We start from the raw sequence: 17,299 nt of genomic DNA, 5'->3' as shown, positions 1-17,299 counted from the left end.
TCTTAAAGAGCCAGAGCGCGTTCGAATACGCGCTCCTTAGTGATATTAGCCGCGAATACTGAGCCGGAAATCCCGGGCCATTATTCGGAGGGCACGTATTCTACAACTTCCAGGTCGAAACCGGATATCGCATTAAATTTCATCGGTGCGCTCATCAGGCGCATTTTTCGTACGCCCAGGTCCCGCAGGATCTGCGAACCGGCGCCGACGATGCTGTAGGTGGTCGGTTTTTTCACGATGGTGTTATCGCCGGTTTCACGGATGTGCGCCAGCAACACGTCGCCATCGAGCGGGTGTCCGAGCAGCAGGACCACGCCGCTGCCGGCCTCGGCCACCGCGGCCATGGCGGCCCGCAGGCTCCAGCGGCCGGGCTGCTTGACCATCAGCAGGTCGCGCAGCGGGTCCATGTTATGCACGCGCACCAGGGTCGGTTCTTCGGCGCACACGGTGCCCAGGGTCAGCGCCATGTGCACGTCACCTTCCACCGAGTCGCGGTAGGTCACCAGGTTGAACTGGCCCAGTTCGCTGTCCAGCGGCTGCTCGGCAATCCGCTGAACGGTACGTTCGTGGATCATCCGGTAGTGGATCAGGTCGGCGATGGTGCCGATCTTGATGTTGTGTTCGGCGGCAAAGGCTTCCAGTTCCGCGCGACGGGACATGGTGCCGTCGTCGTTCATGACTTCGCAGATCACGCCGCTGGCTTCGAAACCAGCCATGCGCGCCAGGTCGCACGCCGCTTCGGTGTGGCCGGCACGGGCCAGGGTGCCGCCGGCCTGGGCCATCAGCGGGAAGATGTGGCCGGGGCTGACAATGTCTTCGGCCTTGGCGTCTTTCGCAGCGGCCGCCTGCACAGTGCGGGCACGGTCAGCGGCGGAGATACCGGTGGTCACGCCCTCGGCGGCCTCGATGGACACGGTGAACTTGGTGCCGAAGCCGGAACCGTTGCGCGGCGCCATCAATGGCAGCTTCAAGAGCTCGCAGCGTTCGCGGGTCATGGGCATGCAGATCAGGCCACGGGCGTGCTTGGCCATGAAGTTGATGTGTTCGGCCTTGCAGCACTCGGCGGCCATGATCAGGTCGCCTTCGTTCTCGCGGTCTTCGTCATCCATGAGGATGACCATCTTGCCTTGGCGGATGTCTTCAACCAGTTCTTCGATGCTATTGAGCGCCACGCGGCACCCCCTTGGGTCAGGATTTGAGGTAGCCGTTGGCGGCCAGAAAGCTTTCAGTGATGTTACCGGCTGCAGGCGTTGCTGCCTTGTCACCCAACAGCAGGCGCTCCAGATAACGGGCCAGCAGGTCAACCTCCAGGTTGACCCGGCGACCGGGCCGATACGAGGCCATGATGGTTTCGCTCAAGGTGTGCGGAATGATGGTCAGCAGGAACTCGGCGCCATCCACCGCATTGACCGTCAGGCTGGTGCCATCGACGGTGATCGAGCCTTTATGGGCGATGTACTTGGCCAGCTCTTTCGGGGCGCGGATGCGAAACTCCACGGCCCGGGCGTTATCGCTGCGCGCAACCACTTCACCCACGCCGTCGACATGGCCACTGACCAGATGTCCACCCAGGCGGGTGGTAGGGGTCAGGGCTTTTTCCAGGTTGACCGGGCTGCCGCTCTTGAGATCGTTCATGGCGGTGCAGTCGAGGGTTTCGCGGCTGACGTCCGCCAGGAAACCATTGCCCGGCAGTTCGACGGCGGTCAGACACACGCCGTTTACCGCGATGCTGTCGCCCAGTTTGACGTCGCTCAGGTCGAGCTTGCCGGTTTCGACATGAACCCGCACGTCGCCGCCCTTGGGGGTCAGTGCACGGATGCTGCCGATGGATTCGATGATGCCGGTAAACATGGAGTCCTCCTCGAGAACGGGCCGCCGCTTGAGCGAAAGCCGGGAATTATACGCGGGCCTGCGAAACGGGAACGGCGATGACTCGCCAGTCATCGCCCACGGCACGGATTTCGGTGATTTTCAGCTCCGGGGCATCTTTCATCTGCGCCAGCGGCCAATCCAGTAACGGTCGTGCCGAAGAGCCAAGGAACTTGCCGGCGATGAAAATCTGGAACTCATCCACCAATCCTTGCCGGGCAAAAGCCCCCGCCAGGCGTGGGCCGGCTTCCACCAGCACTTCATTGACGCCGCGGCCCGCCAGCTCCATCAGCAGGCGACGCAGATCGACCTGGCCATCGTCGCCCGCCACGATCATGCATTCTGGGCCATTGGCGTATTGTTCTTCCACCGCCATGCAGGTAGCGACCAGCGCCGGGCCAGCCTTGAAGAAAGGTGCGTCCAGCGGCACGCGCAGACGACCGTCCACCAGTACCCGCAACGGCGGACGACTCATGATCAGCGCGGTCTGCTGCGCATCCAGGCCCAGTTCATCGGCGCGCACGGTCAGCCGGGCGTTGTCGGCCAGCACCGTATCGGCACCGGTCAGCACCACACTGGCCTGGGCGCGCAGGCGTTGCACCGCCGAACGTGCAGCCGGGCCGGTGATCCACTGGCTTTCGCCGCTTTCCATGGCGGTGCGGCCATCGAGGCTCATGGCGAGCTTGACCCGCACGAACGGCAAGCCGTGCTCCATGCGCTTGAGAAAACCTTCATTGAGCTTGCGGGCTTCGCCTTCCAGCACGCCGCTTTCGGTGGCGATACCGGCCTGGGCCAGCCGCTGCAGGCCGCGCCCGGCGACTTCCGGGTTCGGGTCCTGCATCGCCGCCACCACCCGCGCCACGCCGGCATTGACCAACGCATCGGCACAGGGCGGCGTATGCCCGTGATGACTACAGGGTTCGAGGGTCACGTAAGCCGTGGCGCCCCGAGCCTGTTCACCGGCGGCGCGCAGGGCATGGACTTCGGCATGGGGTTCGCCGGTGCGAATGTGCCAACCTTCGCCGACAACCTGACCGTCACGCACGATCACGCAACCTACCCGGGGATTGGGGTGCGTGGTGTAGTGACCGCGCCGCGCCAATTCCAGGGCACGGGCCATGTGTTGGGCGTCGAGGACCGCCTGCTGCGCCGGGCTGGTCATTCTTTCACCGGTTCGCGGGCCAGGCGGTCGATTTCTTCGCGAAATTCGTTCAAGTCCTGGAAACGGCGATAGACCGAGGCGAAACGGATGTAGGCGACTTCATCGAGCTTCTGCAGCTCGGCCATCACCAGTTCACCGACCACCAGGGATTTGACCTCGCGTTCGCCAGTGGCCCGCAGCTTGTGCTTGATGTGCACCAGCGCCGCTTCCAGGCGCTCGACGCTCACCGGGCGTTTTTCCAGGGCGCGCTGCATGCCAGCGCGCAGTTTGTCTTCGTCGAACGGCTGACGGCTGCCGTCGGTCTTGATCAGGCGCGGCAACACCAGTTCAGCGGTCTCGAACGTCGTGAAACGCTCGCCGCAGGCCAGGCATTCGCGCCGGCGGCGGACCTGTTCGCCCTCGGCGACCAGTCGCGAGTCGATGACCTTGGTGTCGTTGGCACCGCAGAAGGGACAGTGCATGGTGGCAGGCAACAAAAAAAGGGAGGGCCATGGTAGCGCATCCCACTGGCAAGACAAGCCATAGGGTTTACGGTATACAGACGGGGTTACCGTCAGCCCCCTGGAATTTACCTTGCTGGAGCCACACATGCCGCTACGATCGCTCGTTTTGCTCAGTCTATTCAGCCTGCTGATGGCGTGCAGCAGCGACGCCCCCAAACCCGATGCCCCCGCCCCGGCCAAGCCCCCTGCGCCGAAACAGGCCCAGGAAAAAGCCCGCCAGGCCGCCGAACTGGGGCCGCTACCGGCGCACCAGCGGGAGTTGAGCGGCACCCTGCAAGGGATACCGGCCGGGGCCGAGGTCGAACTGGCGCTGCTGGTGATCGATGACAAGGACCGTCCGCAACAATTGCTCGCCAGCTCCAGCCTGATCGGCACCAACCAGGCGCTGCCCTTTCGTCTGCGCTTCAACCCCGAAGCCTTCCCGGTTGGCGCCCGTGTGGAACTGCGCGGCCGCGCCAGCCAGTCGGGCCAGTTGATCCTGCATCTGCCGGAGCAACGCATCAGCCAGCCGACCACTCAGGCGCTGGGCGCGCTGCAATTTGTCAAAGCGCCATGAATTCACCGCAAGACCTGCAACACGCGTTGGGCCAGTTGCTTGGAGACGCGCGCCTAGTGGCTTGCCCACTGCCTGAGACTGAGCTGAAACTGTGGCTGATCGACGGCGACAACATGGACCGCGCGTTCAGCCCGGAAGAAACCCGGCGCATTCTCCACGAACCACCTTACTGGAGCTTCTGCTGGGCCAGCGGCCTGGCCATGGCACGCTATCTGGTCGAACAGCCGCATTGGGTCGCAGGCAAGCGAGTGCTGGACTTCGGCGCCGGTTCCGGCGTGGCGGGTATTGCCGCGCTCAAGGCCGGGGCGCTGGAGGTGGTGGCCTGTGATCTGGATCCTCTGGCGCTTGCTGCGTGCCAGGCCAATGCCCTGCTCAATGACGTAACGCTTGGGTACTCGGAGGATTTTTTCGCCGAGGACGATCGCTTCGACCTGATCCTGGTCGCAGATGTGCTTTACGACCGCGCCAACCTGCCGTTGCTCGACCAGTTCCTCAGTCGCGGCCGCGAGGCCCTGGTGGCCGACTCCCGGGTGCGGGATTTCCAGCATCCGCTGTACCGGCGCATCGAAATGCTCGAAGCCATGACCTTGCCGGATCTGGCCGAGCCCGAGGAGTTTCGGCATGTGAGCCTGTACCACGCGCGGCGTTAGCCTCAAGAGCATCGCGAGCAAGCTCGCTCCCACAGGGTTTTGTGTCGAATACAAAATGTGTGTTCATCACAAATCCCATGTGGGAGCGAGCCTGCTCGCGATAAGGCACCGCAACCCCCCGCTTTCAGCCGCCCCCCACCAAGCCATATAGTTGCCCCATTCAAGCGTTCTACGAGATTCCCCATGACCCAGGACACCCCGTACATCTTCGACGCCACCACCGCCGACTTCGACCAGTCGGTGATCGCCAACTCTTTTCACAAACCGGTGCTGGTGGATTTCTGGGCCGAGTGGTGCGCACCGTGCAAGGCGTTGATGCCGATGCTGCAAGGCATTGCCGAGAGCTATCAGGGCGAACTGCTGCTGGCCAAGGTCAACTGCGACATCGAGCAGGACATCGTCGCCCGCTTCGGCATTCGCAGCTTGCCTACCGTGGTGCTGTTCAAGGACGGCCAGCCCGTCGACGGTTTCGCCGGGGCCCAGCCGGAGTCCGCCGTGCGGGCGATGCTCGAACCTCATGTACAGATGCCGCCTCCGGCCGCCGCCGACCCGTTTGAACAGGCCCAGGCGCTGTTCGACGAGGGGCGTTTCGCTGATGCCGAGGCCGTGCTCACTGCACTGCTGGGGGAAGACAATACCAACGCCAAGGCGCTGATCCTGTATGCCCGCTGCCTGACCGAGCGCGGTGAGCTGACTGAGGCACAAACCGTGCTCGACGCGGTGAAAAGCGACGAGCACAAGGCCGCGCTGGCCGGGGCCAAGGCGCAGATCCAGTTTCTCGGCCTGGCCAAGGATCTGCCGGACGCCGCCGATCTCAAGGCCCGCCTGGCGAAAGATCCGCAGGACGACGAAGCGGTGTATCAACTGGCAATCCAGCAATTGGCCCGCCAGCAGTACGAGCCGGCCCTCGACGCGCTGCTCAAGCTGTTCATCCGCAACCGCAGCTACAGCGAAGGCCTACCTCACAAGACGTTGCTGCAAGTCTTCGAATTGCTGGGCAACGACCATCCGCTGGTGACGACCTATCGCCGCAAGCTGTTTGCGGCGTTGTACTAGAGGTGCCGTTGCAAGCTGCAAGCTTCGAGCTGCAAGCGGCGATTCGTTTCAGCTTGGGGCTTGCGGCTCAATCTGCGTGCCAGCTGTAGAGCGGTGTATCGCCGCCGCTGATGACTTTCACGTCCGGACTATGGCGCAAGCGCACTAACAGGCGTTTGCCGGCCGGGGCGCTGCCGGTCAGGCCTTCGAGCTGTTCCAGCAGGTCCGGACCGCTCAGTTGCCCGGCCTTGCGCAGCAATTCCCTGGCGATCTGCCACAAGGCATCGTCCTGGTTGGCCGGCCTGGCCGCAGCCGTCGCCGTGTTATCGGGCCTGACCGTTTGCAACTGCGCGCCGAGCTGCGCCCAGTCGCCCTCATCCATGTCGATCGACAAGTCCACCGGCCAATCACCGACGGTTCCGCGTATCCGCAACATTACCGTGCTCCTGAAAATTTCATGTGCCCATGCTCCCATGGGCCTTGCGCGACGCCAAGCAGCCGGTCAAACTCTGCGCACTTTCGTTATAAGATTACATAACAGAACACTCATTTTATCTGGAGACTCGTCATGCGCCGTCTGCTTCTCGCCCTGCCGTTCGCCCTGCTGCCCTTGGCTGTCGCCCATGCGGCGGTCGAGCATGACCACGATCATGATCACGAGCACGGCAGCCTCGGCGCCCATGAACACGGAGTCGGCCGGCTGAATGCCGCCCTGGATGGCCAAACCCTGGAACTGGAGCTGGAAAGCCCGGCGATGAACCTGGTGGGCTTCGAACACGCCGCCACCAGCGATGCCGACAAGGCCAAGGTCGCCGCCGTGCGTGCGCAACTGGACAAGCCGCTGGCGCTGTTCAGCCTGCCCGCCGCCGCCAAATGCACCGTGGCCCAGCAGGAACTGGAGAGTCCGCTGTTTGGCGATGAACCGGACCACGATGACCACGACGAAGATGAGCATGGCGACGAACACCACGGCGAACACAGTGAAATCCATGCCCACTACCAGTTCACCTGCGCCACCCCGGGCGCGTTGAAAAACCTGGACCTGGCGACCCTGTTCAAAACCTTCCCGGCGACCCAGAAAATTCAGGTACAACTGATCAGCCCGAGCGGCCAGCAAGGCGTGGAAGTGACGGCCAAGGCACCCACCCTGAAATTCTGATTGACCGCAAAACCAATGTGGGAGCGAGCCTGGTGGGAGCAAAGCTTGCTCGCGATGGCGGTTCGATTGTCGACACCCAAGTTGAATGTGACGGCCTCATCGCGAGCAAGCTTTGCTTCCACCGGTATTCCCACAGGTATTCATCTTTTGAACCCGCAAACATGACTCAAGCACTCATCGAACTGTCCGACCTGGGCTTCAGTTGGCCCGGACATCCACCCTTGCTGGATATCCCGGCGTTTCGCCTGGAAGCGGGAGAGACGCTGTTTCTCAAAGGTCCCAGCGGCAGCGGCAAGACCACGCTGCTGGGGCTGCTGGGCGGTGTGCAGACACCGGACCGGGGCAGCATTCGCCTGCTCGGCCAGGAACTCACCGAACTGGGCGCCGGGGCCCGTGACCGCTTTCGCGTCGACCACACCGGCTACATCTTCCAGCAATTCAACCTGCTGCCGTTTCTCTCGGTGCGCGAGAACGTTGAACTGCCCTGTCACTTCTCGAAACTGCGTGCACAACGGGCGATCCAGCGTCACGGCAGCGTCGATCAAGCTGCTGCCACGCTGCTGGCGCACTTGGGCCTGACCGACACGAATCTGCTTAGGCGCCGCGCCGACTCGCTGTCCATCGGCCAGCAGCAACGGGTAGCAGCCGCCCGGGCATTGATCGGCCAGCCGGAACTGGTGATCGCCGACGAACCCACCTCGGCACTGGACTACGACGCCCGGGAAAACTTCCTGCGGCTGCTGTTCGCTGAATGCCGCGAGGCTGGATCGAGCCTGCTGTTCGTCAGCCATGACCAGAGCCTGGCGCCGCTGTTCGACCGCAACCTCTCGCTGGCCGATCTCAATCGCGCCGCCACGCCACTCGAGGTCTGAGATGTATTTGTTCCGTCTTGCCATGGCCAGCCTGGCGAACCGCCGTTTCACCGCGATCCTCACCGCATTCGCCATTGCCCTTTCGGTGTGCCTGCTGCTGGCGGTAGAGCGGGTACGCACCGAGGCGCGGGCCAGTTTCGCCAGCACCATCAGTGGCACCGACCTGATCGTCGGTGCCCGCTCGGGTTCGGTGAACCTGCTGCTGTATTCGGTGTTTCGCATCGGCAACGCCACCAACAACATCCGCTGGGACAGCTTCGAGCAGTTCGCCAGTAACCCGAAAGTGAAGTGGGCGATCCCCATGTCCCTGGGCGATTCCCATCGCGGCTACCGGGTGATGGGCACGACCGAGGCCTACTTCGAGCATTACCAATACGGTCGCCGGCAACACCTGGCGCTGGCCGAGGGCCGCGCCTTCGCCACCGATCCATTCGAAGTGGTGCTCGGCGCCGAAGTGGCCGAGGCGCTGCATTACACGCTGGGCGACAAACTGGTGCTGGCCCACGGCGTGGCGGTGGTCAGCCTGGTCAAGCACGATGACAAGCCCTTCACCGTGGTCGGTATTCTCAAGCGCACCGGCACCCCGGTGGACCGCACGCTGCACATCAGCCTCGGCGGCATGGAAGCGATCCACATCGACTGGAAAAACGGTGTGCCGGCCCAGGGCAAGGGCCGCATCAGCGCCGACCAGGCCCGCAACATGGACCTGACGCCCAAGGCGATCACCGCGTTCATGCTTGGCCTCAATAGCAAGATTTCCACCTTCGCCCTGCAGCGCGAGATCAACGAGTTCCGCGGCGAGCCGTTGCTGGCGATCCTGCCCGGCGTGGCGTTGCAGGAGTTATGGAGCCTGATGGGCACGGCGGAAAAAGCCTTGTTCGTGATTTCGCTGTTCGTGGTGCTGACCGGTCTGATCGGCATGCTCACGGCGATTCTCACCAGCCTCAACGAGCGGCGGCGGGAGATGGCGATCCTGCGCTCGGTGGGCGCGCGGCCGTGGCACATCGCGACCCTGCTGGTGCTCGAAGCCTTCGCCCTGGCGCTGGCCGGGGTCGCCGCCGGGCTGGCCCTGCTGTACATCGGCATCGCCGCCGCGCAGGGTTATGTGCAGTCGGCCTATGGGTTGTATCTGCCATTGGCCTGGCCAAGTGAATATGAATGGACGCTGATGGCTGGCATTCTGGTCGCCGCTCTACTGATGGGTAGCGTGCCGGCCTGGCGCGCCTATCGCCAATCGTTGGCCGATGGCCTGTCGATCCGTTTATGAGGACGTTGAAGATGCCCCGCGCTTTGCTTGCGCTGTTGATGACGGTCGCCCTACCGCTGTGGGCGGCCGAACCGAGGGACTTGTCGTGGCAGGAAATGATCCCGCCGGACGCACCGCCGGAAGTGCCGAACATGACGCCGCTGCACGACCTGTCGCAGATGAGCGATGCCCTGGCCGCCGAAGCGGCCCCCGCGGCCAAGCAGGATCTGCCCAACGCGCCGGTGGTCAAGGAACTCGACGGCCAGCAGATTCGTTTGCCGGGTTACATCGTGCCGCTGGAAGTCAGCGAAGAAGGCCGCACCACGGACTTTTTGCTGGTGCCGTATTTCGGCGCTTGCATCCACGTACCGCCACCGCCGTCGAATCAGATCGTGCATGTGAAAAGTGAAATCGGGGTCAAGCTCGACGAGTTGTACCAGCCGTACTGGGTCGAAGGGCCGATGCAGGTCAAGCCGTCCACCAGTGAACTGGCCGATGCCGGGTATCAGATGGCGGCTGAGAAGATTTATGTGTATGAGCTGCCGGAGTGAATCTGGTGGTGATGTGTTGGCAATGGAATAGCTATCGCGAGCAGGCTCGCTCCCACAGTTGACCGAGTTGCTTCAGAAGGAATCCGGTCCAATGTGGGAGCGAGCCTGCTCGCGATGGGGCCCTCAAGATTTCCTCATCATCATTTTATTGAGCTGAGTCAATTAATAGACCCAGACTCATTGAGCTGAGTCAAAAGACCGCCCTAGAGCGCTGCGTACCATGAGACATCAATTTTAGATGCCCTCTGGAGCCCCCATGCAAAAGTCTCTGCTCAGCGCTTCCCTCGTGGCCCTCGCGCTCGCCTCCCCGCTCGCCCAGGCTCATACCGCTGGCGACATCATCGTTCGCGCCGGCGCCATCACCGTCAACCCGGAAGCCGACAGTTCCAGCGTCAAGGTCGATCGTGGCCCGCTGGCCGGCGCCGACCTGGGCGGCAAGGCAACCATGAGCAGCGACACACAGCTAGGCCTGAACTTCGCCTACATGATCACCAACAACCTGGGCATCGAACTGCTGGCCGCATCGCCGTTCGAGCACGATGTGAAGATCAAAGGCACCGCCCTGGGTGCGGCCAACAACAAGCTCGGTACCCTCAAGCACCTGCCGCCAACCCTGAGCCTGGTCTACTACCCGCTCGACGCCACGTCGGCCTTCCAGCCTTACGTCGGCGCCGGCATCAACTACACCTGGATCTACGATGAACACGTCGGCAGCGAAGCCAGCGCCAACGGCTTCAGCAACTTCCGGGCGAGCAACAGTTGGGGCATGGCGTGGCAAGTGGGCGCCGACTACATGCTGACCGACAACATCATGGTCAACGGCCAGATTCGCTACATCGACATCGACACCACCGCCTATGTGGACAACAACGCCGTGGCCAGCGGTACCCGGGCCAAGGTGAATGTCGATGTGGACCCTTGGATCTACATGGTGGGGTTGGGTTACAAGTTCTAACTCATTCTTGAGAGTAAGAAAAAACCTGTGGGAGCGAGCCTGCTCGCGATTGCGTTGGATCAGCCGGCATTGATGCCAGCTGACAAACCGCTATCGCGAGCAGGCTCGCTCCCACAGTTTTTGGTGGCGTAGGATTCAGCGTCCCAGCAGCCGCGCCAGCCCCACGCTCATCGGCGTCTGTTGTGGAAAGCTGAAGCGCTCCAACAGCCGGCGATTGTCAGCCCGGGAATGGCGGATGTCGCCGGAGCGCGCCGGGCCGTAGCTGATCGGCGGCAGATCGCCCACCACCGTGGCCAGGGCCTGGAGCAATTGCTTGAGGGTCGTGGCCTGGTTCCAGCCGACGTTCACCGCGCCCACTTGCACCTCAGGTGTTTCGATAGCCTGCACCAACAGGTCCACCAGATCTTCGACGTAGACAAAATCCCGGGTCTGCTCGCCGTCGCCGAACACCGTGATCGGCAGGCCTTTCTGTGCCCGTTCGCTGAAGATGCTGATGACCCCGGAATAGGGCGAGGACGGATCCTGGCGCGGGCCGTAGATGTTGAAGAAGCGGAACACCACCGGCTCCAGTGCGTGCTGGCGGCGGTAGAAGTCCAGGTAGAACTCGCTGGCCAGCTTGTCCGAAGCATATGGCGTGAGCGGAGCCTTGGGCGTGTCTTCGTCGATGGACTCACCTTCGCCGTTGTTGCCATAGACCGCTGCGCTGGAGGCGAACAGCACCCGCTTCACCCCGGCCTGGCGCATGGCTTCGCAGACATTGAGGGTGCCGATGAAATTGCTCTGGTGCGTACGCACCGGGTCGTCCACCGAGGCCTGCACCGAAGCCACCGCTGCCAGGTGCGCCACGGCGCTGCAACCGGCCACGGCCCGGGCTACCAGCGCCGCATTGGCCACGTCGCCTTCGATCAGTTCAACCAGAGGGTTGTCCAGCGGCAGGTTACTGCGCTTGCCGGTGGACAGGTCATCGAGGATGCGCACCGAATGGCCCTTGGCAAGCAAGGCGTCGGTCAGGTGCGAACCAATGAAACCAGCGCCGCCGGTGATTAAAACAGGACCTTCAGCCATGACGATAAAACCTATCCAGTAAGCCCGGGAGTGCAGCGCGCCAGGCGCGGGGCTTGATCCCGAACGTGTGCAGAATTTTCTTGCAGGCCAGCACCGCATGCTGCGGTTCTTCCGCGGCGTCCGGCCGTGCGGCGTGTGCCTGGGGAGTAGGCGATTCGATTGCCAGGGGATGCAGGGCCCGGGCTTCGGTGAGGATCGCCTGCCCCAGCGCCAGCGGCGTGGTCGCCTCATGCCCGGCATAGTGGTAGGTGCCCCACAACGGCGCGGCGCAATCGAGTTGCTTGAGCACCGAGATGATCACCCGCGCCGCGTCGTCCACCGGCGTCGGATTGCCCCGACGGTCGTCGGCCAACAGCAGGTCTTCGGGTTGTTCGGCCCGGGCCAGGAAACGTCCCAGGATGCCGTCGGCGCTGTCGTCCAGCAGCCAGCCGAAACGCAACAGCACATGTTGTGGACAGGTGGCGCGCACGCTCTGCTCAATCCGCCACAACGCCTGCCCGCGCAGCCCCAAGGGCACAGGTTCGTCCTTTTCGCTGTACGCCGTAGCGCGGGATCCATCAAACACGCGATAGCTCGACGGTTGCAGCAAAATGATGTTGTGATGCTGGCACAGCTCGGCCAGCCGCTCGACGGCGCGCTCCTGGCTGGCCAGGCGCTGCTCGCTGACGGTCTCAGCCTGGAACCAGTCGAAGTAGTACGCCAGGTTGATCAAGGCGTCCGGTCGAGTGTCGTCCAGCAGCTGCGTCAGGCTCGCGGCATCCCAGCCGTCTTCGGGGGGGCGGGGGGCAAGAAAACCGATGTCTTCTTCCGCACCGAGGCGAATCAGCGCCTGCCCAAGGGCATTTCCGCCGCCCAGTAACATAAGGCGCATTCGCATAAAGTCAGCAGGCCCGGTCTGTTGGCAAAAGAATTGGGTCGACAACGCCCGCAGGCGTTGTCGGAATCGTTGCATTTTGCGGGTTTAGTGCGCAACCGTCATCCGTAAAGTGCAGATCCGGTATTTGTGTAAGGTTCACAGGCTCTATCGCGAGCAGGCTCGCTCCCACAATGGAGCGAGTCTCTTCAGAAAGAATGCGGTGGGAGCGAGCCTGCTCGCGATGAGGCCCTCCCAGGCCAGGCATCGCTCAGAGGTACTTGCATCTTCCCCATCCCACCCGCATAACTGCCCATATGAATCTGCCCTTCCCAGCCGACCACGCCATGGCAGGCTTTCATCCCGCCGTTCGCGCCTGGTTCAGCCAGACATTCCCGGCGGTCACGGCCGCTCAGGCCCGGGCGTGGCCGCTGATCGGGCAGCGCCGTTCGACCCTGGTGGCTGCGCCCACGGGATCGGGCAAGACCCTCACAGCATTTCTTGCCGTACTGGATGACCTGGTACACCGAGGCCTGGAACAGGGCGGTCTGCCGGACCAGACCCTGGTGGTCTACGTCTCGCCGCTCAAGGCACTGAGCAACGACATCCAGATCAACCTGCAAAACCCACTGGCCGGCATTACCGAACAATTGCGGCAGATGGGCCTGCCGCCGTTGCACATCACCACCGCCGTGCGCACCGGAGACACGCCACAAAAAGACCGCACAGCGATGCGCAAGACCGCGCCGCATATTCTGGTGACCACTCCCGAATCGCTTTACGTGCTGCTCGGCTCCGATTCCGGCCGGCAAATGCTCGCCAGCACCCGCACCGTGATTGTCGACGAGATCCACGCCATCGCCGCCAGCAAACGCGGCAGTCACCTGGCCTTGAGCCTGGAGCGTTTGCAAGCGCTGTGCGCCGAACCGTTGATGCGCATCGGTCTGTCCGCCACGCAAAAACCCATCGAAGCGGTGTCGCGTTTTCTCGTTGGCCAGGGGCGCAGCTGTGAAATCGTCGACATCGGCCACGCCCGCCCCCGGGACCTGGACATAGAAGTGCCACCCGTGCCGCTCTCGGCGGTGATGGCCAATGATGTGTGGGAACTGGTCTACAACCGCCTCGCCGAACTGGCCCGGGAACACCGCACCACCCTGATTTTCGTCAACACCCGGCGACTGGCCGAACGCCTGAGCCGTCATTTGAGCGAACGCCTGGGCAAGCACGCCGTGGCCGCCCACCACGGCAGCCTGGCCAAGGAGTTTCGCCTCGACGCCGAACAACGGCTCAAGCGCGGCGAGTTGCAGGTGTTGATCGCCACCGCGTCCCTGGAACTGGGCATCGATATCGGCGACGTCGACCTGGTGTGTCAGATCGCCTCGCCGCGGTCGATCTCGGCGTTTTTGCAACGGGTCGGCCGCTCGGGCCATCAGGTTGGCGGCACGCCCAAGGGACGCCTGTTCGCCACCACCCGCGACGACTTGATCGAATGCGTCGCCCTGCTCGATTGCGTGCGCCGGGGAGAGCTGGACATTCTGCACATCCCCAAGGCGCCACTGGATGCGCTGGCCCAGCAGATCGTCGCCGAGGTCAGTTGCCAGGAATGGCCGGAACAGGCGCTGCTGGAAACCTTTCGCCGCGCCGCGCCCTATGCCGAGTTGGACGACGGCCACTATCAGGCGCTGCTGCACATGCTCGCCGAGGGCCTCAATGGTCGTCAGGGCGTGCGCAGTGCGTACCTGCATCGCGACGCCGTCACCCGCACCCTGCGCGGGCGCCGGGGCAGCAAGCTGACCGCCGTGACCAGCGGCGGCACTATCCCGGACAACGCCGACTACAGCGTGCTGCTCGAACCCCAAGGATTGAACATCGGCAGCGTCAACGAAGACTTCGCCGTGGAGAGCATTGCCGGCGACGTGTTCCAACTGGGCAATACCTCTTACCGCATCATTCGCGTGGAGACCGGTCGGGTGCGGGTCGAGGACGCCCAGGGCCAGCCGCCGACCATTCCGTTCTGGCTTGGCGAAGCCCCCGGCCGCAGCGCCGAGTTGTCCCTGGCGGTAGCCCGCCTGCAAGCCCAACTGGACCAACTGCTCGGTGCCACGCCGGGCAACTTGCAACCGGCCCTCGACTGGCTGACCGGCACCTTGCAACTGAACCTGGCCAGTGCCGAACAACTGGTGGACTATCTGGCCCCGGCACGCCTGGCCTTCGGCGCCCTGCCGTCCCAGGACACACTGGTGATGGAGCGGTTTTTCGACGAGTCCGGCGGCACGCAACTGATCATCCATACGCCGTTCGGCAGCCGCATCAACCGCGCCTGGGGCTTGGCCCTGCGCAAGCGTTTCTGCCGCACCTTCAATTTCGAATTGCAGGCCGCCGCCAGCGAAGACGCCATTGTGCTGTCGCTGTCCACCAGCCACAGCTTCGAGCTGGACGAGGTCTGGCGCTATCTCAATAGCCATAGTGCCGAACAGATATTGATCCAGGCAGTGCTGGATGCGCCGCTGTTCGGCGTGCGCTGGCGCTGGAATGCCAGTGTCGCCCTGGCCTTGCCGCGCTATTCGGGCGGACGCAAAGTCGCTCCGCAGATCCAGCGCATGAAAAGCGAAGACCTGATCGCCAGCGTATTCCCGGACCAGATCGCCTGCCTGGAGAACCTCGCCGGCGAACGGGAAATCCCCAATCACCCACTGGTGGAACAGACCCTCGACGACTGCCTGCACGAAGCCATGGACAGCGAAGGCTGGCTGACGCTGTTGCGGCGCATGGAAGCCGGCGAGGTTCGCCTGATCAGCCGCGATCTGCCGGCGCCCTCGCCCCTGGCGGCGGAAATCCTCAGCGCCCGGCCCTACACCTTTCTCGACGACGCCCCGCTGGAAGAACGCCGCACTCAAGCGGTGATCAACCGGCGCTGGAGCGACCCGCAGTCTACCGACGACCTCGGTGCACTCGACGCCGACGCCATCCAGGCGGTACGGGACGAAGCCTGGCCGGCCCCCACCAACCTCGATGAAATGCACGAAGCACTGATGAGCCTGGCCTGCATCGCCGACAGCGAGGCAGGTGCTCAGCCGTCGTGGCTGGACTGGCTGCAGGCCCTGGCCGAGCGCGGCCGCGCCAGTCATGTACAGATCAGCGCCGAACGAGGTGTGTGGGTGGCGCTGGAACGACTGACGTGTCTGCAAGCCATTTATCCACAGGCTCAATGGCGACCGCCGCTGACGCCGCTGGCGGGTTTCGATGAACCCTGGGACCGCGATGAGGCCATGGTGGAGGTACTGCGCGCGCGGCTCAGCGCCTTTGGTCCACTGCCGCTGGAGGCCATCGCCTACCCGCTGGGGCTAACGCCCCCGCCCATCACCCAGGCCCTGGCGCAACTGGAACAGCAAGGCTACGTGCTGCGTGGCCGATTCACCCCCGGCAGCGGACAGGAAGAATGGTGCGAGCGGCATTTGCTGGCGCGTATCCACCGCTACACCGTCAAGCGCCTGCGCCGGGAAATCGAGCCGGTGATGTTGCAGGATTTCATGCGGTTCCTGTTCGACTGGCAGCATCTGTCGCCGTCCACCCAAGGCCGGGGCAACGCGGTGCTGCCGTCGATCATCAGTCAGTTCGAAGGCTATCCGGCCGCCGCCTCGGCGTGGGACAGCGACCTGTTGCCGGCGCGGATCAAGGACTATTCCCCGAACTGGCTCGATGAGCTGTGCCGCAGCGGCAAGCTGGTGTGGACTCGCCTGAGCGCTCGTCAGAAGCAATCTTCCAGCGCCTTGCGCAGCACGCCGATTGTGTTGCTGCCGCGCAATCAGGTCGCCCTCTGGAGCAGCCTGACTGAACAGACCCCACCCAGCGAGCTGTCACCCAAGACGCAAAAAGTCCATAAGGCCCTCAGCGAACACGGCGCGCTGTTTTTCGATGAGTTGTTGCACGAGGCGCACTTGCTGCGCAGCGAGCTGGAAATCGCGCTACAGGAACTGGTAGGCGCCGGGCTGGTAAATGCCGACAGCTTCGCCGGGTTGCGCGCGTTGATCACCCCTGCCAGTAAGCGCCAGGCGCGCAGCAGTCGGCGCGGGCGCGGGGCATTCGTTGGCGGCATGGACGATGCCGGACGCTGGGCCTTGTTACGCCGTAGCACACCAGAGCCCGAGGAAGGAAACCGGCCAGCGGCGATACCACCCGACACCCTCGAACACATCGCCATGACCTTGCTGCGCCGTTATGGCGTGGTGTTCTGGCGCCTGTTGGAGCGGGAGGCGGATTGGTTGCCGAGCTGGCGCGAGTTACTGCGCACGTTTCATCGCCTGGAGGCGCGGGGAGAGATTCGTGGCGGACGTTTTGTCAGCGGTCTGGCGGGCGAGCAATTCGCCCTGCCCGAAGCCATTCCATTGCTGCGGGAAGTGCGCCGCCGCCCCAGCGACGGCGCCCTGGTCGCGGTGTGCGGTGTCGACCCGCTGAACCTGGCCGGCACCTTGTTGCCGGGAGCGAAAGTACCGGCGCTGGCGAGCAATCGGCTGGTGTATCGCGATGGCCTGCCGGCGGCGGCGCAGATCGCGGGCAAACAGCATGTGTGGCTGGAGCTGGATGCGCAGGGCATGACTGAGGTAAGGAACAAGCTGATCCAGAGAAGTTGAGGGTGTCTGGACGGACCTCATCGCGAGCAGGCTCGCTCCCACATTTGATCTGCGCTGGGGGCCCATTCAGCAACTACTGAAACACAGCGAACAAGACTGCAGGACTTCACCTGCCCTCACCGTCGGTAACTCCATCGAAACTTTCTACCCCGCGCGACAGTCATCAAAAGACACAGGCGGTACGAGGTCATT

16 protein-coding genes are annotated in these 17,299 nt (G+C 63.6%); 9 read left to right on the top strand and 7 right to left on the bottom strand.

Translation table 11 applies throughout. From position 1 onward, the window contains the following. Positions 1 to 80 precede the first annotated feature (80 nt). Genes ribBA through nrdR form a run of 4 tightly spaced genes read right to left on the bottom strand, consistent with a single transcriptional unit; the run spans position 81 to position 3,492 of the window. Complete coding sequence (gene ribBA, locus HQ912_RS04415) at positions 81 to 1,172, bottom strand: bifunctional 3,4-dihydroxy-2-butanone-4-phosphate synthase/GTP cyclohydrolase II (RefSeq protein ID WP_076383459.1); 1,092 nt, start codon at positions 1,170 to 1,172, stop codon at positions 81 to 83. Between the two features lie 16 nt (positions 1,173 to 1,188). Beyond that, entirely contained in the window at positions 1,189 to 1,851 is a 663-nt protein-coding gene (locus tag HQ912_RS04410; RefSeq protein ID WP_047229745.1) for a riboflavin synthase, read from the bottom strand. Between the two features lie 46 nt (positions 1,852 to 1,897). Beyond that, entirely contained in the window at positions 1,898 to 3,031 is a 1,134-nt protein-coding gene (gene ribD, locus HQ912_RS04405) for a bifunctional diaminohydroxyphosphoribosylaminopyrimidine deaminase/5-amino-6-(5-phosphoribosylamino)uracil reductase RibD (RefSeq protein ID WP_047229746.1), read from the bottom strand. Continuing rightward, positions 3,028 to 3,492, bottom strand: coding sequence for a transcriptional regulator NrdR (gene nrdR, locus HQ912_RS04400; protein ID WP_024778359.1), 465 nt, complete (start codon positions 3,490 to 3,492; stop codon positions 3,028 to 3,030). The genes ribD and nrdR overlap by 4 nt, the downstream gene beginning before the upstream one ends. A gap of 127 nt (positions 3,493 to 3,619) precedes the next feature. On the opposite strand from nrdR, the gene HQ912_RS04395 reads away from it, so the two are divergent. The 3 genes from HQ912_RS04395 to trxA all read left to right on the top strand — a co-directional run bounded on the left by HQ912_RS04395 (position 3,620) and on the right by trxA (position 5,796). Next, a complete protein-coding gene (locus HQ912_RS04395) occupies positions 3,620 to 4,090 on the top strand; it encodes a YbaY family lipoprotein (protein ID WP_173406495.1) in 471 nt (156 codons plus the stop codon). After that, the gene (locus tag HQ912_RS04390) at positions 4,087 to 4,740 is read left to right on the top strand and encodes a class I SAM-dependent methyltransferase (RefSeq protein ID WP_076383455.1); all 654 of its coding nucleotides are present in this window, start codon (positions 4,087 to 4,089) and stop codon (positions 4,738 to 4,740) included. The genes HQ912_RS04395 and HQ912_RS04390 overlap by 4 nt, the downstream gene beginning before the upstream one ends. Positions 4,741 to 4,923: 183 nt before the next feature. Continuing rightward, positions 4,924 to 5,796, top strand: a complete 873-nt coding sequence (gene trxA, locus HQ912_RS04385; protein WP_076383454.1) for a thioredoxin — start codon at positions 4,924 to 4,926, stop codon at positions 5,794 to 5,796. Positions 5,797 to 5,863: 67 nt separating this feature from the next. On the opposite strand, the gene HQ912_RS04380 is transcribed toward trxA, so the two are convergent. Beyond that, the gene (locus tag HQ912_RS04380) at positions 5,864 to 6,211 is read right to left on the bottom strand and encodes a hypothetical protein (RefSeq protein WP_047229750.1); all 348 of its coding nucleotides are present in this window, start codon (positions 6,209 to 6,211) and stop codon (positions 5,864 to 5,866) included. 132 nt (positions 6,212 to 6,343) lie between these two features. Between HQ912_RS04380 and HQ912_RS04375 the strand changes: the two genes are divergently transcribed. From HQ912_RS04375 to HQ912_RS04355, 5 genes are all read left to right on the top strand, one after another. After that, the gene (locus HQ912_RS04375) at positions 6,344 to 6,934 is read left to right on the top strand and encodes a DUF2796 domain-containing protein (RefSeq protein ID WP_047229751.1); all 591 of its coding nucleotides are present in this window, start codon (positions 6,344 to 6,346) and stop codon (positions 6,932 to 6,934) included. A gap of 161 nt (positions 6,935 to 7,095) precedes the next feature. Beyond that, the gene (locus tag HQ912_RS04370; protein ID WP_173406494.1) at positions 7,096 to 7,806 is read left to right on the top strand and encodes an ABC transporter ATP-binding protein; all 711 of its coding nucleotides are present in this window, start codon (positions 7,096 to 7,098) and stop codon (positions 7,804 to 7,806) included. 1 nt (position 7,807) lies between these two features. Continuing rightward, a complete protein-coding gene (locus HQ912_RS04365; RefSeq protein ID WP_047229753.1) occupies positions 7,808 to 9,073 on the top strand; it encodes an ABC transporter permease in 1,266 nt (421 codons plus the stop codon). Between the two features lie 11 nt (positions 9,074 to 9,084). Continuing rightward, positions 9,085 to 9,603, top strand: a complete 519-nt coding sequence (locus HQ912_RS04360; protein ID WP_047229754.1) for a DUF3299 domain-containing protein — start codon at positions 9,085 to 9,087, stop codon at positions 9,601 to 9,603. 256 nt (positions 9,604 to 9,859) lie between these two features. Continuing rightward, positions 9,860 to 10,558: an OmpW/AlkL family protein gene (locus HQ912_RS04355; RefSeq protein ID WP_107321784.1), complete on the top strand. Its 699-nt coding sequence runs from the start codon at positions 9,860 to 9,862 to the stop codon at positions 10,556 to 10,558. A gap of 135 nt (positions 10,559 to 10,693) precedes the next feature. Here HQ912_RS04355 and HQ912_RS04350 read toward each other — a convergent pair whose 3' ends face one another. Then, positions 10,694 to 11,623, bottom strand: a complete 930-nt coding sequence (locus HQ912_RS04350) for an NAD-dependent epimerase/dehydratase family protein (protein ID WP_076383450.1) — start codon at positions 11,621 to 11,623, stop codon at positions 10,694 to 10,696. Continuing rightward, a complete protein-coding gene (locus tag HQ912_RS04345) occupies positions 11,616 to 12,500 on the bottom strand; it encodes a sugar nucleotide-binding protein (protein WP_076386543.1) in 885 nt (294 codons plus the stop codon). The genes HQ912_RS04350 and HQ912_RS04345 overlap by 8 nt, the downstream gene beginning before the upstream one ends. A gap of 293 nt (positions 12,501 to 12,793) precedes the next feature. On the opposite strand from HQ912_RS04345, the gene HQ912_RS04340 reads away from it, so the two are divergent. Continuing rightward, entirely contained in the window at positions 12,794 to 17,107 is a 4,314-nt protein-coding gene (locus HQ912_RS04340; RefSeq protein WP_173406493.1) for a DEAD/DEAH box helicase, read from the top strand. Positions 17,108 to 17,299: the final 192 nt, after the last annotated feature.

Source organism: Pseudomonas sp. MPDS (assembly GCF_013283895.1).
GTDB lineage: Bacteria > Pseudomonadota > Gammaproteobacteria > Pseudomonadales > Pseudomonadaceae > Aquipseudomonas > Aquipseudomonas rhizophila.
The sequence above is the reverse complement of the archived record's forward strand: the minus strand, read 5'-3'. Positions and strand labels throughout refer to the sequence as shown.